Raw genomic sequence first — 25,616 nt, 5'->3', positions numbered from 1 at the left:
AAGATAAACTGACACTTTTTAGTCGCTGCAGAACAGAAGGTACTATTTTCTCTTGCTTTCTGTGGAGCACCAGTCGATAAAATTTTTTACGTTTTCCTGTTTAGGGGCTTGTCCTTATATATAAAAGCCCATACCAAATAGGCAAAAATATGTCTTCAAACAGTAATTTAATTTGAATCGATATTGGAGAATTTTTTTAATTATAGGCTCCTAACTACGTGAACCAAATAATGAAGACATATTATTGAGTAAATAATAAGAGGGAGGGTGCAGCAGTATGAACAAAGAACTGATGCTTACACTTGTCAATAGTGTAATCAAGGTAGACAGGGGAGGACCTGAATCCCGTGTAGGAAAGCTATTGGACGTAGGGGGAGATCATTTCACTATGTACACGAAAGAGGATGGTGTCGTCTACTATAAAATGCAGCATGTCAAAAGTGTCACGGTTGATGTAAAAGGCGGGCTGGATCAAGATTTCGAAGTACCTGAAAATCTAGTATGGCACAAAGGGGACGCTTTTAAAAACGTCATCCCAAAATTCAGAAACCAGTGGGTAAAGGTCAACCGTGGTGGACCGGAAATGCTGGAGGGAATGCTGAATGAGGTGGAGAATGACTATATTTCTGTCTTTTCGAAAGATGAGTTAGTAAGGTATTCCATGTTCCATATTCGAAATATCAGCTATGGTCATATGAAACATGCCAAAAAAGAAGATGAGCAGGAAAAGAATGAGGGCGGGAAAAATACTGGAGCTAGAAAAAGAAACTAGGCTGCCCAGGTAAGTTATAAAATGTACAGCTATTGGATTTAAAAGATTTAACGTAATTTTTATCCGCTTGGTCTGGATAGCATTTATCGGTTAAGAAAAATAACGGCCTGATTAATAGTGCTGCTACACTGATCACGAAATGCAAACAACAGATAGGTTATTGCATTCTTTTCTGGTGATTATTTTGCCTGCGCTCAAACGAAGGGTCTGTGTGTTAGAGATAAAGAAATATCCGTCATGACATAAACCTATTCTTACAAGATAAGCGAATTGATGGCCAAATTAATATGCACATTATCAGTTGAACGCCAACCATACCGGTTAGTGCATATTGAATTTTAAATTTCCTTTTTTACAGTGGTTATCAAGCAAGGTTTTGGGCTGAAGGGGGGTGAGCTAAGTGCTCATTACGTTAATAATCCTTTACTTTTCCGCAGTCGGGGGACTCTTTTACACACTATTTATAAAAGTACCGGATGAAAAGGACTTAACAAGAGTAGTAACACCACCGAAAATCACCAGTAATGAGGCGGCGGATATAAATGTGGGATAGCTCATTAATAGTCATGCTTATTATTTTTACACTCACTGTCATCTTCATGCTATGGAGGCCTTTTGATATAAATGAAACAATTCCTACCACTATCGGCGCAGTTCTTGTGCTGATGATAGGCATTGTTTCTTGGTCAGATGTCATCGGGATTATTGGTATTATTAGCGGCCCCTCACTCACTATTCTCTCAACCATCATGATGTCTATCGTTTTGGAAAGCATAGGTTTTTTTAAATGGGTTGCTATAAATATAGTAAAAAAGTCTAGAGGTTCGGGTATAAGACTTTATATTTATACCAACCTGCTTTGCTTTTTAATGACGGTGCTTTTTAATAATGACGGCAGCATATTAATTACAACCCCTATTATTATCCGCATCATCCAAATGCTTAAGTTTAAACCTCATCAAATGTTACCTTATTTGATCTCAGGCGCATTGATAGCTACCTCTGCCAGTGCACCGATTGCAGTTAGTAATATTTCAAATCTTATAGCTCTAGAAATTGTTGGATTGAGCTTAAATAGTTATGTGACGATGATGTTTGTTCCATCCATGCTTGGCATTTTCGTAATTGCCTTGCTTTTATATACCTATTTTAAAAAAGATATACCTCCTCATTTTTCTGCTAATTTTTTTCAACATATGCCCTTGAATAGTAACTATTTATATACTCACCCGCTTGATACAAGCAGCAGGGATGAAGAAATAGACTGGTATATGTTCAAAGTCTGTTTAATCATTGTAGTAGCAACGAGAGTAGGATTTTTCATTCTTACACCATATGGTATTTCGATTGAATGGATTGGTCTATTTGGCGCATTTATTCTCATGTTATATAGATGGGTCCGTAAAGGAATTGGTATATTGGATGTCGTAAAAGAATCTCCATGGCATATTTTTTTATTTGCATTCAATATGTATGTACTTGTATATGGGCTCAATAATGTAGGCTTCAATGAGTGGATCGCCGCGATGACTGAGGAATATGTAATGAAAGATGCAATCCATGCCACGTTTGTGATGGGGATCGTTACCTCTGTCCTATCCAATTTAGTAAACAATCTTCCAGCGGTAATGATAGGGACAATGTCTATTATGGATATGGAGTTAGATCCGCTGCTGCTGCAAATCACGTATCTTGCTAATGTGATAGGCAGCGATATTGGTGCTTTATTAACACCGATCGGAACGCTCGCTACATTAATATGGATGTTTATACTGAAAAAATACGGAGTGAAAATTTCGTGGGGGCAGTATGTAAAAGTGACGATTCTAATCATTCCTGTAGGATTGATTATCAGCTTGGTTTGTTTATATGTATGGGTTATATGGGTTGTATAGCAGACGGGAGGAAGAAACCTTGTACAATCTGTTTCAGCAAAATGATAAAGAACTCGTCATGGTCAATTTAGTAGGAGACCAATTTTTTAAAGGAAAAATCATAGATAGCAGCAGCCATATGATTATATTATTTAATGGAGAAAATTTCATTTATATTCCGTTTCGCCACGTAAAAGATATTAAGAATGAAGAAGCGGAGACGGAAAATAAAATTGTAAAACCTGCCGATTTCCCAAGCATTATCTCCAATAGTTTAAATGTTAATTTAACGTTGGAAGGAGCTCTTCATAAAGCAAGGGGAATGTATACGGAAATTAGTGTCGTTAGTAAAAAACCACTGTACGGCACAATAGGTGAAGTATTAAACGACTATTTCGTATTCTATTCACCGATATATAAAACGATGTATATTCCCATTACACATCTAAAGTGGCTGATTCCTTATATACATGGCGAGGAGCCATACGGGTTGTCTAAAGATAACTACAAAATGTCAATTAGCGACCGGCAATACAAGCAGTATTTCAGCATGCAGTTTGCAGAATTGATAGGCAGGCTCGTAGTAATAAATGTGGGAGACAAAGTGCCTGATATAGGTAAAGTTGAAACTATTCATAATAATATTGTTGAGTTGCGAACAGCTAAAGAGAACCTTTATATTAATATGGATCATATTCAAACGATACATGTCGTTTAGCAATATTGATACATGGAGCCCCGAATAGCAGACGCTTTATGAAAGCGGAGTTGTTCGGTTTTCCTGTATTTGCATGTTAGAAGAGGTAGTCTATCCTTTGACATTAAATACATAGTAAAGGCTCTTCTTTCAGGTTACTGTAAGCTGCCGCCTCTTACGGGAAAGGATATTTATCAACCATTGCGTTAGGCACGATTACTTTTCCAATGTAAATGTAGTTAAGGTAAATAATCACCGTAGTTTAGAAGAAGAAAACTGGCTAACCATAAGAAAATAGCGATTTTAAGCACTAAAAACATTAGTGATTCAAAGAGAGATAGTTTTCTCTCACGTCTAATTTTCCTAAAAAGACGGAGAGTTAAAATAGAGAATAGGAGCAGTACAGCAATGGAAATCTCATAGATTTGCTCCAATAGCTCTGTATATTCTAAAATGATTTTCATGTTCATCATCCTTTCTTCTAGAGGATATGAGTCAAGCTATTAGAGTATGCTGGTTTTTCCATTGAATACTAGATAGGTAAGGGGAAAGGTGAATAATGTATGCTGGATGGTCGAAAAGTTACTATATTTCTTTTCTTCTGCCGATTCACTGAATAGTTATCCACAAATTTTTTCAACTATGCTACATTTAAATAAAATTGTGAGTAGAAGAGGTATCCTACTGTGAGTTCTCAAATAACGGCTTATATTGCGCTGATTTGCACGTCGGGAGTGATGAATCTTTTTTTGACCATCTATGCGTTCGGCAAGCGTCATCATTATTCAACAGTCCTGAAGTTTTTTTTATTTAATTCCTTTGTAACGACGATTTACTGCTTTGCTGCTGCATTTGGTCTGTTATCGACAACACTGGAACAAATCAAGATTTGGACGGTATTCCAGTATATCGGGATTGCCTTTGCACCGCCGGCAGGATTGCTGTTTATTATGGCCTATTTAGGTGTCCAAATGACAAAGAAAAAGATAGTTGCGCTTCTTTCTATCCCGACGATTACTGTTTTAATGGTAGCAACAAACGATCTCCATCATTTGCACTATAGAGTGTTTGAGTTTGATAAAGATCTTGGTATGCCCTTTGTCCATCAGGAAATTGGAATATGGTATACCATTCATGGCACATTTATTTTTAGCTGTATGTTTGCTGCCTTCATTTTAGCTTTGTCCCGGTGGAAGGAAACGGCGAAACCATACCGCCCCCAGCTTCTTTCTCTTATTTGCGGTCAGTTTGTCCCGATATTTACAGCCTTTGTCTATTTGATTGGTTTGACACCTGCAGGGATTGACCCGGTGCCGATGGTTTTATGGCTCTCATCGCTTTTCTATTTTTGGTCAATCCGTTCTTCCGGCCTGTTTGCGATTATGCCGGTTGCTAAAGATGTCATTTTCAATAGTATGAATGATGGGGTAGCAGTACTTGATGAATCTCGCAGGCTGATTGAATTTAATGAGCCGCTTAGAAGCATGCTTCCTTCATTGAACAAAAAAATGCTCGGCTATGAATTTGAAAAACTATGGCTTGAGCTTACCGGCGTGCCTTTTTCCGTTCAGGCTTTTACGGCAAAATCCAGTAGTGATATCATGCTTACCATCAATGAGCAAGAGCACATCTATAAAATCCGGACATCGACTATCGTAGGGGCAGCAGATAGAAAGGGGTTTCTGCTCATTTTTACTGATATTACCGAACTGATGCAGCTGCATAAAAAATTGGAGCATCAGGCCCATTTTGATGAATTGACCCAGCTGTATAACCGTCGCGCTTTTTTTGAAAAAAGCAATCGTGAATTTGATCAATTGAGAGCTCAATCTGCCCCATTTACCGTCATTTTGATAGATGTTGACCATTTTAAAAAGGTGAATGATACATATGGGCATCATGTGGGAGATGAGGTGCTCGTGCATGTAGCTAAAACAATTCGGCTCCAGTTTGCCGGACAAGCCCTTTTTGCGCGGTACGGCGGGGAAGAGTTTATCGGTTTGGTAAAAGCATCTCTTGAAGAGGGGATAACACTTGCCGAAAAACTCCGGGGAGCTATTGAGCAGCAACCCGTCATGACAGAAGGCGGTCCGGTAAAAATAACGGTGAGTATCGGTGCTGCGGAAATGAAGAATGAGACATTGCACCAGCTGCTGCAACGTGCTGATCAGGCATTATATAAGGCGAAAGAGACGGGACGTAATCGTATCTGTATCGCTGGGAAAGATGAGGAAATATAAAAAGGCTGCAATCATATAGACAGGCAGATACTGCTTCGTAAAGGAGAGACCGGTTTTAGGATAAGCATCCGCGAAAATATTCAGCCCAAAAGACAGGAAGTACCGTTTACCTATTGCTGTCCTGTCTCTTTTGTAAGGGACAAGTTAATTGCAAAATAGGCTTCCTTTATAAAAATACAATTGACGTTTCGGCGTTATTTCTGTATTATGTGAAAGAAAAGAATGCCCGGATTTAAACGGGAGAGGTTCATAGCTGATACCCTCTATAAAAAACTATGGAAACATGCCTATATGCCATGTCCATACAGGACATGGCTTTTTTGTTTCAATCATACGTTTAATAGATTACTCCATGCGCCTCTCTTGTTATGTGTCCGGACACATTTACTAGGGAGGTTTTTTTATGTCTGGCCGAAGCCAACAAGAAGGATTAGAGGAACTAACATTATTAGGAAACCAAAATGTAAAGTATTCATTTGATTACGCCCCGGAAGTACTGGAGGCGGTGGATAATCTTCATACAAACCGTGATTACTTCGTTAAGTTCAATTGTCCGGAATTTACAAGTCTTTGTCCGATTACATCACAGCCGGATTTTGCGACAATGTACATTTCATATATTCCGGATAAGAAAATCGTCGAAAGTAAGTCATTGAAGCTGTATTTGTTCAGCTTCCGCAATCACGGTGACTTCCACGAGGACTGTGTCAATATTATCATGGATGATTTAATCAAGCTGATGGACCCGCGTTATATCGAGGTGTGGGGAAAGTTTACACCGCGCGGAGGGATTTCCATTGATCCATGGTGTAATTACGGGCGCCCTGGGACGAAGTATGAAGAGATGGCACAGTACCGTCTGATGAACCATGACCTTAACCCAGAAACAATTGATAACCGCTAATTAAATAAGTCTAGTATGAGGCAAGAGGTTTTTAGCACCCCTCTTTAAAAAAACTAAGAAGAAACGGCATTTTTCTTAGAATGCCGTTTTTTAACGTTGAAAGGAGTTATTTTATTGATCCAGGAAAAAGCAATCGTTGTTTTCAGTGGAGGACAGGACAGTACAACCTGTCTTTTCTGGGCTCAAAAGCAGTTTGCGGAAATAGAAGCAGTAACATTTGATTATGGACAGAGGCACCGCCTGGAGATCGAATGTGCGGCTGAAATTGCCAAGGAGCTTCAGATCAAGCATCATATCCTTGATATGTCTCTCCTTAACCAGTTAGCACCAAGCGCATTGACGCGCACTGATATGGAAGTGCGCGACGGAAAAGATGATGAACTGCCATCCTCGTTCGTTCCGGGACGGAATCTAGTGTTCCTTACGTTTGCCGGGATTTTGGCTGCACAGGTAGGAGCAAAGCATATTGTGACGGGTGTGTGCGAAACGGATTTCAGCGGCTATCCGGACTGCCGTGACAGCTTTATCAAGTCATTGAATGTATCGTTAAATTTATCAATGGATAAGACATTTGTTATCGACACACCGCTTATGTGGCTTACTAAGGCACAAACATGGGAACTGGCGGACAGTCTGGGGGCATTCGAATTTGTACGCGAACGGACACTTACCTGCTATAACGGTATAAAGGCGGACGGGTGCGGACAGTGCCCGGCATGTAAGCTGCGTCAAAGAGGGCTTGAGGAGTATATGAACTCAAAAAAACATGAATAAAAGCAGCTCAAAACAGCCTGCCTAAACAGATGAATTATTTAGAAGAACAGGAGTACGATTATGAGAATTTTATTTTACTTATTATCAATCGTCATTGCCAATGTAGTGACGGCACGCTTTGCACCATTGGAATTTGGCATGTTCATTGTACCGATGGGAACGCTTTTCGTAGGAGCGACCTTTATTTTCCGTGATTTAGTGCAAAATAAATACGGCCGGGCGAAAACATATTTATTTATTATGACAGCCCTTCTGTTATCAGCGCTCGCTTCCTTTTTGCTAGGAGATACGCTTATGATTGTAGCAGCGTCAGCACTGTCTTTTGTTATTGCAGAAACTGCCGATACAGAAATCTATACGCGCCTAAAACTGCCAATGGCTTGGCGTGTACTTTACAGCGGTATTGTCGGTGGATTACTCGATTCTGCTGTCTTTGTCATTGTCGGCTTAAGTCCGCTTGGCGCCGGAATACTGCCTTGGGAGGCGGTGCCGACTGCTATTTTAGGGCAAATTATCGTGAAAACGATCATCCAACTGTTTGGTGCACTGATTCTGAATCAGGTACATGTAAGAAAGGAAAAGGCGTTAGTGTAGAATTACTGACAGAAGGTATACCCAGCCTGTCTTGAAAACGCTTGCCAAACAAGGCGCGCCGATGAGCGAAGACGCGAATAGAACCTAAGTTCATGAGCGGACGAGTGAGGCAAGCAATGCTGGATGAAAGCGTTTTTCAACAGGCTGACAGGTCTATTGCCATTAGGCAATAGACCTGTTTTTAATTTACCCGCAAAAAGACAAAGGAGTTCGACGCTTATATGCAGAAAAAAGGAGGAAACGATTCTTAGCAGGCAAAGAGAAAGGAACAGGGAAATGATGAAATTTTACGCTGCTTTAGTTGGTGTATTCGTGCTCGCTATTGCCGGATTCATTTACTGGGACTATTCCACCCATACGATGAAGGGCAGCTCTAAAGATGGCACATGGAAGGTACTTTTCCAAGAACAGGGCCCAGGCAGTTTAGAAGGAGGCTGGATGCTTTCGGTGGAACAAAAAACAACGGAAGAACTTACCGTAAAGAAGCTGGCATTTTTAGAGGGGGAGGAAGTTATCGTCAGCAGAACAGAGTTCTCGGATTGGGTAGACAATGTTGATGGAACGGTTCATACCCTCCATCCTTTTTCATTCCCGGATTTATTTTTCGGCGACCCGCCAACAGACAATATTTCTTATCAAGTTCAAATAGTATGGCAGGGACTGGACGGAGAAGAACAGATGGAATATATCACGCTTAACTAATAAGAAAGCAAATGATGGGGAAACGGTGAATAAAATAGCAGGGGGAATAAGATGGTCACAAAAGAGATGGAGAGAATTTATCAGGAAGTTGCCGACATTTTGGTGAAGATGATTCCGGAGAAATGGCAGACGATCTTTCTCTATACGGAAATAGATGAAAAAAACCATAGGCTGTTTTTCTATTATTATCCCGAGTTCAGCACGGAACCAGTTTACATGCTGGATGTAGCCAGTATGCTTAAGGGAAGCAAACGGGAATGGGAAGTGCTGGCGAATGCGCTATATGACGCATTTGAACGGCTTCTCCTAGCATTTGATGAAGCCGAGCAGGAGCTTTGGACAAATTTGACCTTCCAATTAAATAGCAAAGGAAACATGAAAATCAAATTTGATTATGACGATTTGTCTACTGTAGACTTTCTCGAAAAAAAGGAAAAATGGGAGAAGGAGTATTTACAGGCCAGCTTACAGGAATTATAGCGGAAAATCAGGTCAACCGGCTGCAAAAAGCCTATCAGGTAGAGTCTTTTTGCGGCTGGACTAATACCCCCTTATACATACAAAACCAGCTGCATAGTGCAAATTACTTCAACGCTTATGATCTGCTCCCGAAGAGAGGCTGCTGTTTGCACTAATCTTACGTAGTATTCCTCATGGAATATATGCTTTCTCTTCAGCTGAGATAAAAATAAAAAAATATGTTTAGAGTTTTAAAAGATAGGGTAAAAGAGACAGTTGTCGTTTTTTGAGTAGAAAAAATCCGCTTTAATAATAGAAGGAAAATATAGAAAAATACAAATAGTCCTTTAGGTTTGAGGCGATGTAACATAAATAGTATGATTTACTTATGATAGATACTAATTAATAAAGACCATTTCTCTCACTCTCGGTTTCATTTCCCTTTTAATTAGTATAGTATTAAAGAAGAGAAAATAGAGAAGATAAAGGCAGGAGACTCTATGAATAGAATAAAATTAGGTATACGCTCCAAAATAACGGTTGGCTATATTGTCATTATTGTTTGCTTGCTAATATCCGTTATCTTTTTAAATGCGCAAATTACCTCATTGCAAAAGTCAAGGAATCATCTTATCCAATTTGATTCGCAAGTGCAGACTTTGACGAATAATATTGAAAAAAGTATAAAAGATATGGAGTCAAGTCAGCGCGGATATGTTATAACGGGAGAAACTAGCTACTTAGAACCTTATAATAATGCCTCTTCAAATTGGAAAGTAAATTATGATAAGCTCCGTCAGATAGTGGCTGAGAATCCTGGACAATTAAAGTTATTAGATGAGATTAAGGTAACAATTGACCACTGGATTGCGAATGCGGGTGATCCTGTCATCCAAATGAAAAGGGAAAATAGAGTTGAAGAATTGGAAGAATTCTTCCGGGTGGATGTAGGACGGAAGGATACGGAAGCCATTCAATCTCAATTTGAGTCTTTCCTAGCGATTGAGGCCGCAAACATTGATGAACGGGCTGCAGCACTTGATGGCCGAAACCAGATTCTAACATTTGGCCTGTTCGCTCTGTTAATTATAATTTCATTAATTGCTATTGGAATTTCAAGTGGCATCTCACGGATGATTGTCAATACAATTAGCGACGTTACGGATACAATCCGAAAAATAGCCTTATCCGGGGGCAGTCATGGAGAGCGGATCAAGGTGAAAACGCAGGATGAAGTGAGAGACCTTGCAAATGCTACGAACTACTTACTGGATACATTGGAAAAAAGGGAATGGCTGCAGAAGAATATTGCTGATATTGTGACCACGTACCAAGGTGTCTCTTCAATTACGAAGCTGGCACAAGTATTCCTGTCAGAAGTGGCAGATCGCACAGAAACTTCTTATGCCGCCTTTTATGTACGGGAAACGGTAGATAATAAAGTCAGCTACGTAAAACAGGCATCATTTGCAGGAGATAGTGCTACGGTTGGGCGTGAAAACTTCAAGCTAGGAGAAGGGCTAATAGGACAGGCAGCTGCTGAAAAGCGCATGTTCACGAATAAAGGCCTGCCAAAAGATTATCGTTTAATCGGCACGGGGCTTGGGGAAATACCGCCGAATCAAGTAGTGATTTTACCTATTATCTATGATGATGAAGCGATTGCAGTCATTGAAATAGCGACAATGAAAGAATATGATGAGCAGCAGCTGGAACTAGTTAAGCAGATTACTGAAACATTGGGCTTAACTGTAAACAGCATTTTAGGACGCATGGAAATCGTTCGTTTATTAAATGAATCACGGGCGATGACGGAAGAATTGCAAGTCCAATCAGAAGAACTGCAGACACAATCAGAAGAGCTGCAAACACAGTCTGAGGAACTGCAAATGCAAACTGATGCATTGACAGCGATTAATAAGCAGCTTGAGGAAAGAACACAAGACGCCGAAGCGAAATCTAAAGCGCTGGAAAAGGCGAAGAAAGAGTTGGAAGAGACGGCTGAACAGCTAAGACTGAACTCGAACTATAAATCCGAGTTCCTGGCAAATATGTCGCATGAACTGCGTACACCATTGAACAGTATTCTTATTTTATCTGAAATGCTTGTGGAAAATGGCAGCAATAATCTATCGGATGAAGAAGCGGAGTTTGCTAGAGTCATACATTCGTCCGGTGTGGATTTACTGTCGCTCATTAACGATATTCTTGATCTTTCTAAAGTGGAAGCAGGTAAAATTGATGTATTATTTGGCGAAGTGAATTTAAGCGAACTGCCAGCACAGATGGATCAGCTATTCTCACCAGTAGCCAACCAAAAAAATATTGAGTTTAATATTACAAAAGCAGATTCTGTTCCTGAAGTCTTCTATACAGATGCGAAGAAATTCCAGCAGATTCTGAAAAACCTATTAGCGAATGCATTCAAATTTACCGAGCAGGGCTCTGTGAGCTTGAACATTAATAGATTGAATGATCAGCAAGTGACAACATGTATGCAAAATATCAGTCCTGATTGGCTGGAAATCTCCGTGAGCGATACGGGTATTGGTATTCCGGCAGATAAACATCAGCTGATTTTTGAAACATTCCAGCAGGCTGATGGTGCGACTGTCCGTAAATACGGCGGCTCAGGTCTTGGACTTTCAATTTGCCGCGAATTCTCCAAACTACTGGGGGCTAGAATTACCCTTGCTAGTGAAGAGGGCAAAGGCAGTACGTTTACATTGATTATTCCAAGCTTACCTGATGGTATTGCCGAAGAGGAACAGATGCATTTATCCTATGCAGAGATGAGTGCAGCTTCTGCCGTGGATTATGACGATATAGAGGAATTAGAAGCGCTGGAGGCAATGGAAGCCAGCCGATTTGAAGAGCAGCCAGTGGAAGAAGAGGCAGAAGAAGAGAAGCAAGCCCCTGCTTTATCTCCACAAAATGAGCTGGAAGTATTCCAAAATAAACGAGTATTAATAGTCGATGATGACAACCGAAATATTTATGCACTGAAGCGAGTTCTAGAAAACCGGGGAATGACGACATTAGTCGCGAAAGACGGTTTGGAATGCTTAGATATTATGAGGGAAGATCATAATATAGATGTGGTGCTAATGGATATCATGATGCCGAATATGGACGGCTATGAAACAATGTCGATCATCCGTAACGAAATGAAATTAACGGATCTGCCGATTATCGCACTGACAGCGAAAGCGATGAAAAATGACCGTGACAAATCGCTGGAAGCCGGCGCATCTGATTACATTAGTAAACCATTAAATTTAGAGCAGCTGTTCTCAGTGCTGAGAGTATGGCTCGTGTCTAAAGGAGTTAAGTAATGGGGAATTATGATGAACAGAGGTTGGAAAATAATCAGCATGCCAATCTTGAATTAGATTTACTGCTAGAAACCGTATACCGATTATCGGGTTATGACTTCCGCCAATATAACCGGGCTTCCATCTCCCGTCGTGTATACAACCGGATGAAAATCAATAACATCCCGACAATTTCCCGCCTTCAGGAAAGGGTCATACATGAGGAAGGATATTTAACGCAGCTGCTAAATGACTTCTCGATTAATGTAACGGAAATGTTCCGCAATCCCAGCTTTTTCAGGGCATTGCGGACGGATGTTATACCAAAGCTGCGCGATTATCCGGAAATCCGCATATGGCATGCGGGTTGTGCTACCGGTGAGGAAGTATTCTCGATGGCGATTCTCCTTGAGGAGGAAGGGCTTCTTGATAAGGCGGTCATTTATGCAACGGACATGAATGAACGGGTACTCGAAAAGGCGAAGCAAGGTGTGTTTCCGATTCAGCGTATGCAGTCCTACACAAAAAATTATATGCTTGCGGGCGGAAACCAAGCATTTTCCGAGTATTATAAAACAGATTTTCAGTTTGCGTATTTTCACTCATTCTTGAAAAAAAATATTATTTTCGCGCAACATAACCTTGTAACAGACCAGTCATTTAATGAGTTCCATTTAATCCTGTGCCGCAACGTGCTAATCTATTTTTCACCACCACTGCAAAATCAGGTTCATGGATTATTTTATGATAGCCTTAGCTTAAACGGGTTCCTCTGTTTAGGTGACAAGGAGACATTGCGGTTTGAAGAGCTAATCTCTAATTATGAAGAAGTAGTAGCAAGTGAGAAAATATACCAAAAAGTTAAATAGTAAAAAAGGGGATGTCCGAGAAGTTGTTCGAGGACATCCCCTTTGCCATGAGGATGGGAATATATTGATGTGACCATCGCAGGAGCAATATTTTATAAGGGATATTTATTATGAAAAAGGTTGTGTTAAGAGTCGTTCTGACTTTTAATACAGCCCTTTTTTTATTTCTTTGCAACAAAAAGAGAGAATGACAAAGGAAAAGACGAAGAGCTATCGAATATTTAAAAAAAAATCGGTGTTAGGTGGAGGAGTAGGCGATGAATGGATATAATAAACTATTAGTAACAATAGGATGTGTAATCGTATTGGCAGCCTGCCAAGCTGAAACGGATAAAAAAGAGGATGTGGCTGTGAGTACAGGCTTGATTTTGCAAGAAGCCATTAGTCAGGAAGAAAATGAAATTCTCCCTGAGCATACCGGCTATATCGGGGATTCTTCCTGGGAAAATGAAAAAACATTGCTCGTCCAGTACCGGGATGCCGGGGCACCGGCCGAGTACCAGAATGAATTTTACATAGAAACTACTGGAAAGCAAGTCATTTACAGATTTACGAATAAAGGAGACAGCCCATTTTCGTGGAAGATTACTGCTCCCGATGACCGTATGTGGAATAGTGGGGAATTGAATCCGGGACAGTCTAAAACGTTTGTTGCACAATATAAAGAAGGGTATATGCCTAAAGGGCTCTATACATTTTCCGTAGCGTCTTTAAACAATCAAGATAGCGTGTTTGATTTTGTCATAACAGCGCCTGAATAAAATAAAAACTATCCAGAAGGGTATCACTTCTGGATAGTTTTTGCTCTTGTAGAGGGAAAGATACCATCTATCGTTACGGATAGATTGGCTATTAATGCCTCTTATTTTGCCTGTGCCTGAAGCATCAGGATACAAATATCATCTGGCTGATCTTGCTGCTTTTCTTTGGAAATGAGCTGTTCAACTGTCTCCTGGAAATTCGTCCATTTCGAAGAGGAAGCTGCACGAATGTGCTTTTCAGATTCAATTTCACAAGGACCCATTGCTTCAAGCAGGCCATCCGTAAATAAGATGATTTGTAAATCAGTTGTATAGTGGAGCGTTTGCTTTTTCACTTTGATTTCATCAAAGAAGCCGACTGCATAGCTGCCCTTATCCAGAGGAACAAGCTCCTTATTGTCAACAAACGCATAGCCTGCCGGGTGTCCCGCATTGACATATTCCACTGTGTTGCTTTCTGTATCAATGACAAGATAAATCGCCGTGAAATAGTAAGGCATATCCTGCTTACCATCCTGCAGGAGAGCCATATAGCGGTTTAGCTCCTTTATGACAAGCTCAGGTTCAACAAGCTGCTTGACCGCTTCGCGAAGCACAGAGGAGATGAACATACAAACGAGCGAAGCGGAAATGCCGTGCCCCATCATATCGAGCAGGATGACTGCATAGCGGTGCTCACTAATTTTATGCCAGTAATACATATCACCAGCTAAATTGGAGGAAGGCATATAAGTTACTTCAATCTGCAGATTTTCTTTAGAAAGAGGCGGGCTTAGCAGGCTTCGCTGTACATGAGTCGCTAAATCCAGCTCATACTGAATTTTCTTTTCATGCTGCTTGTGCCAGTCTAATTCAGACTTCAGTCGAAGTGCTACACGGATACGAGCGAGCAGCTCCGTTTTGTTGATAGGTTTCGTAATATAATCGGCGCCACCAATATCTAACGCTTCAGCAAGCTTGCTTTTATCTTCAAGTGCCGTCACAAAAATAACGGGAATATCCTTGAATCGATCATCTTGCTTAATACGTTTACATGCCTCCAAGCCGTCAATCTCCGGCATCATTATATCGAGCAGGATTAAGTCGACCGCTCCGCCGGTTGCCTTCGTATCTTCTAAATGAAGATAATCGAACAGCTCCATCGCTGAGGCAAGCGATACACAATCATGATAGCCAGCGTTGTTAAGTATTTTCTCGATAACAAATAAATTAACTGAATTATCGTCCACAAGAAGAATCGTCATTTTTCCTTCACCTTATCCCAATTAAATAGTTACAAAAAAGTTTGTCATTTAGCTACCGTACAATAATAAATAGTACAGTCCAATTCTAATATTTTTATTAAATTGATAGTGGCCTTCAAAGGATGTTTAATAGGAAAGTCACTTATTTTACTTTGTGAAATATTAAATTGAAAGCGTATTCGTTTTTTAATATATATCAATCTCATTATACAGTAAACATATTAGAAACCCTATCTTTTACCCTTATAAAGCTAAAAAATAATAAGAGTTTATGAAAATAAATAAGAATAAACCAATGATGTCTTGTTATTTTCCAAGTAAAGGGTAATGGAGGGCGCTTTTTGTGAGTCCAACGTAAAAATATGAATGTTGCTTCAACTTAGTAAAGATGAGCCGTTTTTAGGTGGAGGAACACATTCGGGGGACAATTCATGTATGTATTTTTTTTAGTACTTTTTTGATATAAGGGCAATTTAAAATACCTATTTCCTAAATGAAAGTTTGAAATGCGCAATACATGGGAATAAAAACTTACACAAGAGAATAAAGGAAAATAAAATCCAATAAAATTGGACAAACTATTGTATGAGGAGTACAAAAATGAAGTGCAGGCATTTTGTACTTGTCATATTAAATAATGAGGAGGAATAGTATGCCAAACGTAGAAGTAAACTGTACGATCTCAAATTGTCTCTTTTATGAAAAAGGAAATTTATGCGGTGCTGAAAAGATTCTTGTAGACCGTACAGAAAACAGCCGTGGTAAAAATAACACCGAGTTTGCATCTGATTTCGATGATTATTCTGTAACTGAAAAAGCCAGCACATCCAGTGAAACGTGCTGTCAGACATTTGAACCAAAGGACAAGCATCACAATTAACGAAACGTTGCTCATAGCGTTTCGCCCAGCTTTCAAAAAAGGGACTAAAAAGAATTCTTTTTAGTCCCTTTTACTTTTGAAGGAGCGGGAACTCGCCTATCCTAAAGGTAACCAAAAAAAGGCTTTATTAATACATAAGAAAACCGTGTAATTTTTGGTAATGCAGGTTAAAAAATGATAGCTGCTCTTAATTGCTGATTCCTCAGAACGTTCGCTTCCCCTTTCTATCATTCATCCTATATAATGAATAAAAAGTATCGAGTCACCATTATTTTCCTGGATAGTATTGTAGCCAGGCAGTAAGAATGGTGATGTATTATTATCTATTCAAAAGCATGACGAAATGCACTATTTTGAAAAGTTGGAGTGGGAAGAAGGTGAGTGAGATGGAAATGCAGATGCTTTTCGAGCGCAATATACAACTGCTTTTCTTTCAGGACCATATTGCTTTTTGGACAAATAAGGTAGACGCGGATTTTCATCAGCATCACTATATCCAATTGACATTGGCAATAGGAAGTACTTTTTTTGTTGAAGTGGATGGCCGGGAATTTACAACAAGTGGTGTACTGATCGATTCTAAGAAACAGCATCGATTACAGGGGACAAATGGCTGGCAGCTCTACCTGCTCGTAAGTCCAGAATCAGTTTTCGGTGAGTCACTAAAAAACAAGATAAAGACAAATAAAGGTTTTATGCTGCTGGATAGCGATGAAATACAAAGTCCAGAATACATATTAGATATCACGTCATGGAAAGACCGCGAACATTACGATCTGCTGCTGAGTAATTTAAAAAAGACACTCGGCATTGCAGTAGTGGACACAGATTCCCGGCTCGATTCGAGAATACAGCAAGCGCTGGATTTTATAAGTGACCACACAATAGAAGAGATCAATCTCCGTCAGATAAGTAAATATGTTCATCTATCCGAAAGCAGGCTATCTCATCTATTTAAGGAAGAAATGGGGATATCGTTGACGGGGTATCTGCTGCATGAAAAATTAAAAAGGGCATTTTTGCTGATCTTTGGAGGGAAAAGCTTGACGGAATCTGCCCTGGAAGCAGGATTTAATAGTTCTTCGCATTTTACGAGAAGTGCCCGGGAAAAACTCGGGATGACGCCAAGTGCTATAAAAAAATAGCATCTATTTGCAATTTTATTATGAAAGCATTCGCTATAGTGAATCTATAGAAAGGATGATTCACTATGAAAGAATACTTGGCAAGTACAATGATGCTGAATTTTGAAAATCCAAGCATTCAACAGTTAATCGACAGAAAAGGCTGGCGCAGACTGGCGGAAAGAGACAGGATTTCACACATTTATGAATTTGTTCGTAATGATATAACGTTCGGCTATAACCAGAGCGATGAACTAACAGCTTCGGAAGTGCTCCGTGATGGCTACGGGCAATGCAATACAAAAAGCACGTTGCTTATGGCTCTGCTCCGGGCGGTTGGTATTCCTTGCAGAATCCATGGGTTCTATATTGATAAGCGGATGCAAAAAGGAGCCCTGACTGGTATTGTGTACCAGTTTGCACCGAAAAAAATCGTCCATGCCTGGACAGAGGTATATTTTCAAGGAGAGTGGCTGGCACTGGAAGGAGTCATCATTGATGAGCCGTATTTGCAGCAAGTAAAGGAAAAACTATACCGCTTTAATAATGGTTATATAGGTTACGGCGTGGCTGTTGAGCACCCAAAAGATATAAATGTATGCTGGAACGGGGCGAGTACTTACATCCAGAGCTTTTCCATTACCGATGATCTTGGCATCTATGCCAGTCCTGATGAGTTTTTTTCACAGTTTCACAATACGGATCGTTTTGTTAAGAAGCTGCTTTTTAACATACTTCGAAAAAGAATTAATCGCCAGCTGGATTCCCTTCGTAAGCAGAATAAGAACTACGTAGAATAATTGTTTAAAGTTATAACATTTATACAAATCGAGAGCCTTGTATAAAATTTATGCGAATAACAATTAAATGGCCGTAAATTACGGAATGAAGGGGATGAAAAGGCACTTATCCGAATATAAAATAGGAGAGCTGCCTACAGAATGATCAGTCAAGATATCCGCTTTTTTACAAGTGTAAATCGTATAATGCGAAGGGAGAGCGAATTTGAAAGTAGACGAGCAAATTGCTGAAAAGGTCCAACTCCGCCCGTTACGCTTACAGGATTTCAGCAGGGTTGCAGAATGGAGCCGGGATATGGAATTTTGTTTTGCAAACAGCTGGGAACCTAGCAGGGAGGAAGAAGAGCTTTATCAATGGTGGGCAAATTGGGTCAATAGTAAGATGGATGATTTTTTACGTATTGGAATTGAATTTGAAGAGAGGCTCGTCGGCTATGCTGATTTGGCAGATATCCGCTATGGCAAGGCAGAGTTTGGCATCGCTATTGGGGAATCGGGCCTTTGGGGGAAAGGTGTTGGGCCGGCTGCTGCAAGAAAGCTGCTGAATTATGCCAAAGAAACGCTTGGGCTTACAACGATAGTTGCCGAAACCCACCAGACGAATCACCGCTCTAGAAAAATGCTCCAAAAGCTTGGATTTCGGGAGGTAAGCCGTAATGGGACGGATATGTATTACGGAGAGGAAACCGCCTTAATCCAATATGAAAAGCTGCTGTAAATGATGAGAAAATATACGTTAAAAAGCCGTTCATGTAAAATAAAAAAGAAACAAAGCAGTAATGCATAATGAAGGAGAAAAAAACATGGGAAACGTAACAGTACTGCATATTGATGCGTTCAGTACAGTACCCGGAAAGGGAAATCCGGCTGGGGTTGTATTAAACGGGGGGCAGTGGACAGACGAACAGATGCAGGAGATTGCAAGAAAAGTAGGGTTTAATGAAACCGCATTTGTCGTACCAACAGAGAAGGCAGATATCGGCATCCGCTATTTTACGCCGGGACACGAAAATAATTTATGCGGACATGCAACGATGGGCACAATTTTTGCCCTGTACAGAGAGGGACAGCTTACAAAACAGTCCTTCACAATCGATACAAAAGCGGGCATACTGCCAATTGATGTAAAAGAGGAACACAACAGTATAATGATCACTATGCAGCATGCTGCTCCGGCCTTTCAAACCTTTGCAGGGAACAAGGCAGAACTTGCTGAAGCAATCGGACTCCAAGAAGAGGATATCCATGATGATTTGCCGATTGTTTACGGAAGCACCGGCATCTGGACGCTCATTGTACCCATCAAGAGTCTTGCCAGCTTTTCTGCTATGAAGCCTCATACAGAAAACTTTCCGATAGTGCTGAAGGAAATGCCGCGTATGTCGATTCACCCGATCTGTCTGGAAACACGGGATGAGGAATGTATCCTGCATAGCCGCCATTTTTCATCACCATTTTCAGGAACGGTAGAAGATCCGGTCACCGGTACTGCATCCGGGGTGATGGGTGCCTATTATAACACATATGTAAAACCCGACCTGCCGCTGCCTGCTACTCTTATAATGGAGCAGGGACATGAGATTCATAAGGACGGCAAAGTGTACGTACATGTAGATGAAGAAGAGGGACAGCTGTCTATTTCGATTTCCGGCACGGCGGTGTTTGTGAAGGAGTTTGAAATAGAAATTTTATAATATAGTTCTGTATTAATAAAATTATAGTATGTAGAAGGGGAGCCTGCTGCTTGCGGGGTTCCCTTTATTTTTCCAAACGATGCTCCTATCAAGTAAAAAATATTGATTAGACAAAAATCCGACCTGTAAACCAGCCTTCGATAAACTCCTCTAACGATGACGCAATTACGATCCGACTATCATCTTCATGATTCCACACATAAATATTGTCGCCGGGAACTCTTCCATTTAATAATGAATAGCCAAATAAATCACCATTCCCCGCATCAGAAAAAAATAAGAAATTATGTAACGGCATCATAGAATCTCTATACTCGTGAAGAGTTCGAAAAAACATGTTTTCTTTGATAAGCTGTTGTGTTGACCATATATAAGAAACCCCATAGTCGCCATATACTCCATTTGTCTCGCTGTATAATTCAGCTAACACCATAGGTAATTCAACGTTTAATTCTTCCTGAATTACCTGCAGCTCGTTTTTGTAGCGGGTGCTTTAAACCGATAGTCTTTTGATATACTGCTTACATACTTTTTCCACACAAATAAGGTATACCTCCTTTCCATGTGACATACACATTCACTGATGTTTTGAATCTTAAAAGCATCGTCCATGCTGTCGGTGTAAATATAACTCTATTTCTTACCCCTGTAAAACGAAAATCACTTATTGATTACTCGCCTTTGTAGCATCTTCTGTAACGGTAATAGCCCAGGAAATAATAGTTGTACTGTCTCTCACGTTATTCTCTATCAATGTTGTAAACATTGCTTGGATGCCAGCTTCAATCCCGGATTGCATGAGGGTATTATAAATATTTTGGGGAGCGGCATAAGGCTCATTAGGACATTCAAGCAAGCCGTCCGTCGTGAGAAAAAGCTGGTTTTTTCCTTTCCTCAGCTCCTTCACACCGACTGTATAGCAGGGGACTTTCTGTTCGAAGGTGTTTACCTGACCTATCCATTCATAAAATTGCCGTTGGTTTACTTGGTACTGGCGTAATACGGCTAACTCCGGGTGCAGCATGTAAAAGACACAATCGCCTACTGAAAACCACCAAACATATTTGTCTTTTCGAATAACAAGTAAACAAGCAGTCTCTCCAGTCGCTTGTCTGCAGACAGATAAAAATTCTTTTGATTGAAATAGCTTCAGCACCTTCTGTTCAATTATGTTGAAGGTGTGTCTTGTTAGGGAACAGGATAACAAAGAAACGAACTGGTCCTTATTGTTTTCAAATAGAGATAAAATAAGCTCTGCACTTTCCGCTGTGTTGTGGGCATCTAACAGAATGGCAAATTCCCAGTCGTTTGTTTGATCGATCCATGCTAAACATCCGTCTTCATTTTTATATTGACCGGCATTTGAATTCCCGCCATATCGGCCAATGATCATATGCTGAAGTTTTATGATATCAGGCTCATCTACAAAATCCTTTTGGCTGCCGACCCAGCAAAATCCTGCCGCTGAATTATTCATGGTGATGATTTTCTAGATATGTTTTTATACGAAGACAAAGCGCTGTAACCTCATCATTATCACCCATTGGAGCTTCCTCCCATCCATAAACATCAAATGGCCCCCAGTACTGTTCCGGTGTATTAGGATAGCGCGGGACAAGGTGCATATGCAGATGGGGAACGGAATTCCCAGATACGAGAGAATATACATGTTCGGCTTTTTCTGATGCCAGCAGCGCTTTACTTACCCTCACCATCATGACGCCAAATGCTTGTGCTTCCTCTATCGTCATATCGCCAAGTGTCGGGGCATGTCTTTTTAGATCAATCATGATATGGCCTAAATAGCTTGGTTTTCCAGCTTGATCAATATGCCCCACATACAAGGTATCATCCTCATAAATAACGTTTCCAGCAGTTTGAATGTTTCCGGCATGTTTTTGGCAAATAAAACAATCTTTCAAGTTTATCTCCTCCTTTCTACTGTAAAGAAAGTATAGACCGGCCTGTTAATAAATGTAAATAGGCTTTAAAAAACCGCCTACCGTGGCGGTAAAAGAATCACTTTTCACTGGGCAAATAAAGCTCCTATATCATGAAATAAATAAGTTTCTCTTAAAATTCGGACTCAGTTCGCTCCAGACGTCAAACTTATTGCCATCCGGATCCTTAAAAATAAAGTTCCTTCCGGCATGCCCTCGGTTTTCGATTTCACCGACTTCTATTTCTTTTTCGATGAATTCTTTCCGCAGCGCCTGCAGGGCAGGGTAACCGTCAACCTCGAAAGTCATAGAGCACCGTAGTTCCCCGGCAGCATCTACAAAGTTGGCACTTTCGCTTTCCGGAGATTTTACTAGAAAAATGCTGACATTCGCCAGATTCAGAATCGCTTTATCTTCATCCTGATGGGTAAGTTGGGCATGCAGATTATCAACATACCATTTTGCAGAACGATCTACATTTGTGACGGGTAGGTAGAGCGTTCCGACTCTTATGAGTGATTGGTTCATATAACTACCTCCATTTTTTACATATGGCTGTGCTTGTTTGTTGAATTCATTTTGGTTCAAATGGATAATGGGGAACTTATCACCGAATTATTCATCAACGATAATAAATACTTCCGCTCTTGGTAGCAATTTTCCTTCTATTCCGCATATTTAGGATAAAATTTCTTGAAAAATAAAGCTTTATTCCATCTGACCACTTTAAAATGTTTGAAATTGACTATTTCTAAAAGTTCAGAATTTATTATAATAAGCGATATACTAACCTGAAGGAGTGAGTAAGAAATGTCAATTTTAACAGGGTCAGATGTAGTGAAAAGAGGAATGGCATTAATGCAAAAGGGCGGTGTCATCATGGATGTGGTGAATGCTGAACAGGCGAAAATTGCTGAAGCAGCAGGAGCTGTAGCCGTTATGGCACTGGAGCGTGTGCCTTCAGATATCCGGGCAGCAGGCGGGGTAGCGCGTATGGCAGATCCCCGTATTGTGGAGGAAGTAATGAATGCTGTTTCGATTCCTGTTATGGCAAAAGCACGGATCGGTCATATCGTCGAGGCTCGGGTGCTAGAGGCAATGGGTGTTGATTACATAGATGAGAGCGAGGTACTGACACCGGCGGACGAAGAGTTCCATTTACTGAAAAGCCAATATACAGTACCATTCGTCTGTGGCTGCCGCGATTTAGGGGAAGCTGCACGCCGTATTGGGGAAGGTGCCGCTATGCTCCGTACAAAAGGGGAGCCCGGGACAGGAAATATTGTCGAAGCTGTCCGTCATTTACGAAAAGTGAATGCGCAAGTAAGAGCAGTCGTGGCAATGAATGAAGATGAATTGATGACAGAGGCGAAAAATTTAGGAGCTCCTTATGAAGTACTACTGGCCATTAAGCGTGAAGGACGTCTGCCGGTTGTTAACTTCGCAGCAGGCGGGGTAGCAACTCCTGCGGATGCAGCACTCATGATGGAGCTTGGAGCGGACGGTGTATTTGTAGGCTCCGGCATTTTCAAGGCGGAAAACCCTGAAAAGTTTGCGCGTTCCATTGTACAGGCAACAACGCATTATCAGGACTACGAACTGATCGCTGATGTGTCGAAGCAAATCGGAACACCGATGAAGGGAATCGAAATCCGCCAGCTTGCACAAGGTGAGCGCATGCAGGAGCGTGGCTGGTAATGAAGATTGGCGTGTTAGCACTTCAAGGGGCTGTAACCGAGCATATGAAGGCGATTAAAGCATGCGGAGCACAAAGTATTGCCGTTAAACAAGGGGAACAGCTGAAGGAACTGGACGGTTTACTATTGCCGGGGGGAGAAAGTACAGCGATGCGGCGCTTAATTGACTATGCGCAGATGCTGCCTGCGCTCACGGAATTCGCCAAAAACAAGCCGGTATTTGGGACATGTGCAGGGTTGATTCTACTTGCTGAAACGGTAGAAGGCGAAGAGGCGCATATCGGGCAGATGCGTATGACTGCTCGCCGCAATGCATTCGGGCGTCAGGTGGACAGCTTTGAGACAGAGCTTGCCATTGAAGGTGTGAGCGACTCTTTTCCAGCTGTTTTTATCCGCGCACCGAAAATTGCCGCTGTAGAAAATGGGGTAGAGGTTTTAGCAACACATGAAGGCGATATTGTCTGTGCAAAAGACCGCCATCTGCTAGCCTGCTCCTTTCATCCCGAGCTGACGGGTGACCGGTCCTTGATGAAGTATTTTATTGAGAAAATGTGCAGCAAACAAACCGTGAATTAAAAACCTGCGTCTAGACGAAGAAAGAAGTCTAGACGCTTTTTTTAGTCAAATTAAGTTCTCTCTATCTCCAGGAGTCGAAGAAAACTTTAAGATGGAACAAATTCCAAAGGATCCTGACACTGTGTATAGCCGTGCCGCTTGTAAAATTCTGTTCCTTCTTCGCTAGGCCATACAATAACAAACTCATAGTCATTATCCTTCACCCACATATTGACCTGTGCCAGAAGCTTGCCTCCGACCCCTTTTCCCCGCCACTCCGGCACTGTATAAACATTTGTCATATAAGCAAACGGGCGGGTGATCCGTCCAGGTCTCGGCACCTTTTCAATCAGCTCTATATACATATGCGAAACAATCTGACCGTCCATTTCGGCTATCCATATATGCCAGCGCTCACCGGCAATTGCCTGCTCTAAAAACCCTCTACATTCCTTTTCAAACGATTCATAACCGGATGAGTTTCCTACCATCTCCGGATAATCCTCCAAGGTAAAATCCCAACGCATACGAATAAGCTGGTCTATATCTTCCATTGTCGCTAAACGGATATTCATCTAATCCCTCTTTTCAGTTGTCTCTTTAAGATAACATTGTGTTTGTTTCTAGTATAAAGATTAGGAAGAAAATGGACAACATTCTATATTAAAGAAAGTGATTATGAAAAGAGGGAAATAATGATTTTGAAATTATATGTGCCTATGTGTTACTTGTGAGCCTTAAAGTCATCTATCTCTACTGGGGGTTGATTTGATAGTAAAGGGACCATTATAATTTGTTATAAAATTTATTTACCAAAAGTTGGAGGTATAGCGATGGAAAGGGTAGAGCCGATAAATGCAGCACATCAGGTTGTTAATAAATATTTTCCGAATTGTATAGGAGCCCTGCTAGCAGGGAGCGTTGTTCGAGGTGAAGCGACAGAGACATCTGATCTTGATATAGTCATTTTTGATAAAAATAGCGCTGCACCATACCGGGAGTCCCTTGTGGATTTCGGATGGGCTATCGAAATCTTCGTGCATGACTTGGTATCCTATAAGCGTTATTTTAAAAGCGATTGCGAGAGAGCGAGGCCTACACTGCCCAAAATGGTAAGCGAAGGGATTGTCTTAAAAGATGAAGGAATCATTACTTCTATAAAACAAGAGGCAAACGACATGCTGGAAAAAGGGCCGGAAGAATGGACAGCAGAAACAATTAACACAAAACGGTATTTCATTACAGATGCGCTTCATGATTTTATAGGGAGTTCCAATAGAGCAGAAGAAATATTTATAGCTAATGCGCTTGCTGACTTGGTAAGTGAATTTGTACTAAGAACAAACCGTAAATGGATTGGCCATTCAAAATGGGTAGTTCGTGCCTTGAACCATTATGACGAGCAGTTCGCAAAGCAATTTGTAGAAGCGTTTGATCTATTCTATAGGACTGGCGAAAAAAACAGTGTAATCCATTTCGTTGAAAATATGCTGGAACCCTTTGGAGGACAGTTATTCGACGGGTATTCGGCTGGAAAGAGTACAGAACATTAAATAATTGATTGCTCAGTATTTCAGTTGTTCATTGCAAAAATCAACATAGTAAAGCCTCGTTCTAATTTATGAAAAAACATAATGTTCAGGGTAGCGCCATTTCCATTTTCCTTTATAAAAATTTATGGTTCTTCACCATAAACCAAGAATAACAAACTAGTTTTTAGAG

General features: G+C 40.7%; 28 protein-coding genes and 1 riboswitch. Of the genes, 21 read left to right on the top strand and 7 right to left on the bottom strand.

Annotated elements, in window-relative coordinates; genetic code table 11:
* Positions 1-277 precede the first annotated feature (277 nt).
* The 4 genes from BOD01S_RS02045 to BOD01S_RS02035 all read left to right on the top strand — a co-directional run bounded on the left by BOD01S_RS02045 (position 278) and on the right by BOD01S_RS02035 (position 3,364).
* Positions 278-772 (top strand): hypothetical protein, encoded by a 495-nt coding sequence (locus tag BOD01S_RS02045; protein WP_036155165.1) that lies wholly within the window; start codon positions 278-280, stop codon positions 770-772.
* A gap of 400 nt (positions 773-1,172) precedes the next feature.
* Positions 1,173-1,325 carry a hypothetical protein gene (locus BOD01S_RS22790; RefSeq protein ID WP_156117036.1) on the top strand — a complete coding sequence of 51 codons (153 nt, stop codon included), beginning with the start codon at positions 1,173-1,175 and terminating at the stop codon, positions 1,323-1,325.
* On the top strand, positions 1,315-2,667 hold the full coding sequence (locus BOD01S_RS02040) for an arsenic transporter (RefSeq protein WP_052124862.1): 1,353 nt from the start codon (positions 1,315-1,317) through the stop codon (positions 2,665-2,667). Before BOD01S_RS22790 ends, BOD01S_RS02040 begins: the two co-directional genes overlap by 11 nt.
* A gap of 19 nt (positions 2,668-2,686) precedes the next feature.
* The gene (locus tag BOD01S_RS02035) at positions 2,687-3,364 is read left to right on the top strand and encodes a hypothetical protein (protein ID WP_052124861.1); all 678 of its coding nucleotides are present in this window, start codon (positions 2,687-2,689) and stop codon (positions 3,362-3,364) included.
* Positions 3,365-3,582: 218 nt separating this feature from the next.
* Here BOD01S_RS02035 and BOD01S_RS02030 read toward each other — a convergent pair whose 3' ends face one another.
* A complete protein-coding gene (locus BOD01S_RS02030; protein WP_036155158.1) occupies positions 3,583-3,813 on the bottom strand; it encodes a hypothetical protein in 231 nt (76 codons plus the stop codon).
* Positions 3,814-4,029: 216 nt separating this feature from the next.
* Here BOD01S_RS02030 and BOD01S_RS02025 point away from each other — a divergent pair, with 216 nt between their 5' ends.
* The 9 genes from BOD01S_RS02025 (at position 4,030) to BOD01S_RS01985 (ending at position 13,960) form a co-directional block, all read left to right on the top strand.
* Positions 4,030-5,583, top strand: a complete 1,554-nt coding sequence (locus BOD01S_RS02025; protein ID WP_036155155.1) for a histidine kinase N-terminal 7TM domain-containing diguanylate cyclase — start codon at positions 4,030-4,032, stop codon at positions 5,581-5,583.
* Between the two features lie 236 nt (positions 5,584-5,819).
* Positions 5,820-5,866: riboswitch (PreQ1 riboswitch) on the top strand.
* Between the two features lie 120 nt (positions 5,867-5,986).
* Positions 5,987-6,487, top strand: coding sequence for a preQ(1) synthase (gene queF / locus BOD01S_RS02020; protein WP_036155154.1), 501 nt, complete (start codon positions 5,987-5,989; stop codon positions 6,485-6,487).
* Between the two features lie 114 nt (positions 6,488-6,601).
* Entirely contained in the window at positions 6,602-7,261 is a 660-nt protein-coding gene (gene queC / locus BOD01S_RS02015; protein ID WP_036155152.1) for a 7-cyano-7-deazaguanine synthase QueC, read from the top strand.
* Positions 7,262-7,321: 60 nt separating this feature from the next.
* The gene (locus tag BOD01S_RS02010; protein WP_036155150.1) at positions 7,322-7,855 is read left to right on the top strand and encodes a VUT family protein; all 534 of its coding nucleotides are present in this window, start codon (positions 7,322-7,324) and stop codon (positions 7,853-7,855) included.
* 276 nt (positions 7,856-8,131) lie between these two features.
* Entirely contained in the window at positions 8,132-8,557 is a 426-nt protein-coding gene (locus tag BOD01S_RS02005; RefSeq protein WP_036155148.1) for a hypothetical protein, read from the top strand.
* 51 nt (positions 8,558-8,608) lie between these two features.
* A complete protein-coding gene (locus tag BOD01S_RS02000) occupies positions 8,609-9,037 on the top strand; it encodes an immunity protein YezG family protein (protein WP_036155146.1) in 429 nt (142 codons plus the stop codon).
* Positions 9,038-9,516: 479 nt separating this feature from the next.
* Complete coding sequence (locus BOD01S_RS01995) at positions 9,517-12,351, top strand: CHASE3 domain-containing protein (RefSeq protein ID WP_036155145.1); 2,835 nt, start codon at positions 9,517-9,519, stop codon at positions 12,349-12,351.
* On the top strand, positions 12,351-13,199 hold the full coding sequence (locus BOD01S_RS01990) for a CheR family methyltransferase (protein WP_036155143.1): 849 nt from the start codon (positions 12,351-12,353) through the stop codon (positions 13,197-13,199). Before BOD01S_RS01995 ends, BOD01S_RS01990 begins: the two co-directional genes overlap by 1 nt.
* Positions 13,200-13,456: 257 nt before the next feature.
* Positions 13,457-13,960, top strand: coding sequence for a hypothetical protein (locus BOD01S_RS01985; protein ID WP_036155141.1), 504 nt, complete (start codon positions 13,457-13,459; stop codon positions 13,958-13,960).
* A 101-nt stretch (positions 13,961-14,061) separates the two neighbouring features.
* Here BOD01S_RS01985 and BOD01S_RS01980 read toward each other — a convergent pair whose 3' ends face one another.
* Positions 14,062-15,204 (bottom strand): fused response regulator/phosphatase, encoded by a 1,143-nt coding sequence (locus tag BOD01S_RS01980; protein ID WP_036155139.1) that lies wholly within the window; start codon positions 15,202-15,204, stop codon positions 14,062-14,064.
* 652 nt (positions 15,205-15,856) lie between these two features.
* Between BOD01S_RS01980 and BOD01S_RS01975 the strand changes: the two genes are divergently transcribed.
* The 5 genes from BOD01S_RS01975 to BOD01S_RS01955 all read left to right on the top strand — a co-directional run bounded on the left by BOD01S_RS01975 (position 15,857) and on the right by BOD01S_RS01955 (position 19,702).
* A complete protein-coding gene (locus BOD01S_RS01975) occupies positions 15,857-16,084 on the top strand; it encodes a DUF1540 domain-containing protein (RefSeq protein WP_036155137.1) in 228 nt (75 codons plus the stop codon).
* A 386-nt stretch (positions 16,085-16,470) separates the two neighbouring features.
* Positions 16,471-17,229, top strand: a complete 759-nt coding sequence (locus BOD01S_RS01970) for a helix-turn-helix domain-containing protein (RefSeq protein WP_052124860.1) — start codon at positions 16,471-16,473, stop codon at positions 17,227-17,229.
* A gap of 65 nt (positions 17,230-17,294) precedes the next feature.
* Positions 17,295-18,008 (top strand): transglutaminase-like domain-containing protein, encoded by a 714-nt coding sequence (locus tag BOD01S_RS01965; protein WP_036155135.1) that lies wholly within the window; start codon positions 17,295-17,297, stop codon positions 18,006-18,008.
* 205 nt (positions 18,009-18,213) lie between these two features.
* Positions 18,214-18,726, top strand: coding sequence for a GNAT family N-acetyltransferase (locus tag BOD01S_RS01960; RefSeq protein WP_233153115.1), 513 nt, complete (start codon positions 18,214-18,216; stop codon positions 18,724-18,726).
* 85 nt (positions 18,727-18,811) lie between these two features.
* Positions 18,812-19,702 (top strand): PhzF family phenazine biosynthesis protein, encoded by an 891-nt coding sequence (locus tag BOD01S_RS01955; RefSeq protein WP_036155133.1) that lies wholly within the window; start codon positions 18,812-18,814, stop codon positions 19,700-19,702.
* Positions 19,703-19,808: 106 nt separating this feature from the next.
* On the opposite strand, the gene BOD01S_RS01950 is transcribed toward BOD01S_RS01955, so the two are convergent.
* The 4 genes from BOD01S_RS01950 to BOD01S_RS01935 all read right to left on the bottom strand — a co-directional run bounded on the left by BOD01S_RS01950 (position 19,809) and on the right by BOD01S_RS01935 (position 22,170).
* The gene (locus BOD01S_RS01950) at positions 19,809-20,135 is read right to left on the bottom strand and encodes an SMI1/KNR4 family protein (protein WP_233153114.1); all 327 of its coding nucleotides are present in this window, start codon (positions 20,133-20,135) and stop codon (positions 19,809-19,811) included.
* Between the two features lie 231 nt (positions 20,136-20,366).
* Positions 20,367-21,179 carry a protein phosphatase 2C domain-containing protein gene (locus BOD01S_RS01945; protein WP_036155131.1) on the bottom strand — a complete coding sequence of 271 codons (813 nt, stop codon included), beginning with the start codon at positions 21,177-21,179 and terminating at the stop codon, positions 20,367-20,369.
* A complete protein-coding gene (locus BOD01S_RS01940) occupies positions 21,172-21,624 on the bottom strand; it encodes an HIT family protein (protein WP_081977968.1) in 453 nt (150 codons plus the stop codon). The genes BOD01S_RS01945 and BOD01S_RS01940 overlap by 8 nt, the downstream gene beginning before the upstream one ends.
* A gap of 129 nt (positions 21,625-21,753) precedes the next feature.
* Positions 21,754-22,170, bottom strand: coding sequence for a VOC family protein (locus BOD01S_RS01935; protein ID WP_036155128.1), 417 nt, complete (start codon positions 22,168-22,170; stop codon positions 21,754-21,756).
* A gap of 282 nt (positions 22,171-22,452) precedes the next feature.
* On the opposite strand from BOD01S_RS01935, the gene pdxS reads away from it, so the two are divergent.
* A complete protein-coding gene (gene pdxS, locus BOD01S_RS01930) occupies positions 22,453-23,340 on the top strand; it encodes a pyridoxal 5'-phosphate synthase lyase subunit PdxS (RefSeq protein ID WP_174523053.1) in 888 nt (295 codons plus the stop codon).
* A complete protein-coding gene (pdxT, locus tag BOD01S_RS01925) occupies positions 23,340-23,915 on the top strand; it encodes a pyridoxal 5'-phosphate synthase glutaminase subunit PdxT (protein WP_036155126.1) in 576 nt (191 codons plus the stop codon). Before pdxS ends, pdxT begins: the two co-directional genes overlap by 1 nt.
* A gap of 86 nt (positions 23,916-24,001) precedes the next feature.
* On the opposite strand, the gene BOD01S_RS01920 is transcribed toward pdxT, so the two are convergent.
* Positions 24,002-24,469, bottom strand: a complete 468-nt coding sequence (locus BOD01S_RS01920; RefSeq protein WP_036155124.1) for a GNAT family N-acetyltransferase — start codon at positions 24,467-24,469, stop codon at positions 24,002-24,004.
* Positions 24,470-24,727: 258 nt separating this feature from the next.
* Between BOD01S_RS01920 and BOD01S_RS01915 the strand changes: the two genes are divergently transcribed.
* The gene (locus BOD01S_RS01915; RefSeq protein ID WP_036155122.1) at positions 24,728-25,447 is read left to right on the top strand and encodes a nucleotidyltransferase domain-containing protein; all 720 of its coding nucleotides are present in this window, start codon (positions 24,728-24,730) and stop codon (positions 25,445-25,447) included.
* The last annotated feature ends 169 nt before the right edge of the window (positions 25,448-25,616 follow it).

The organism is Lysinibacillus odysseyi 34hs-1 = NBRC 100172, from assembly GCF_001591965.1.
In the GTDB taxonomy this organism is placed as follows: Bacteria; Bacillota; Bacilli; order Bacillales_A; family Planococcaceae; genus Lysinibacillus_B; species Lysinibacillus_B odysseyi.
Note: the sequence above shows the minus strand (reverse complement) of the source record. Positions and strands in the feature narration are given on the sequence as shown.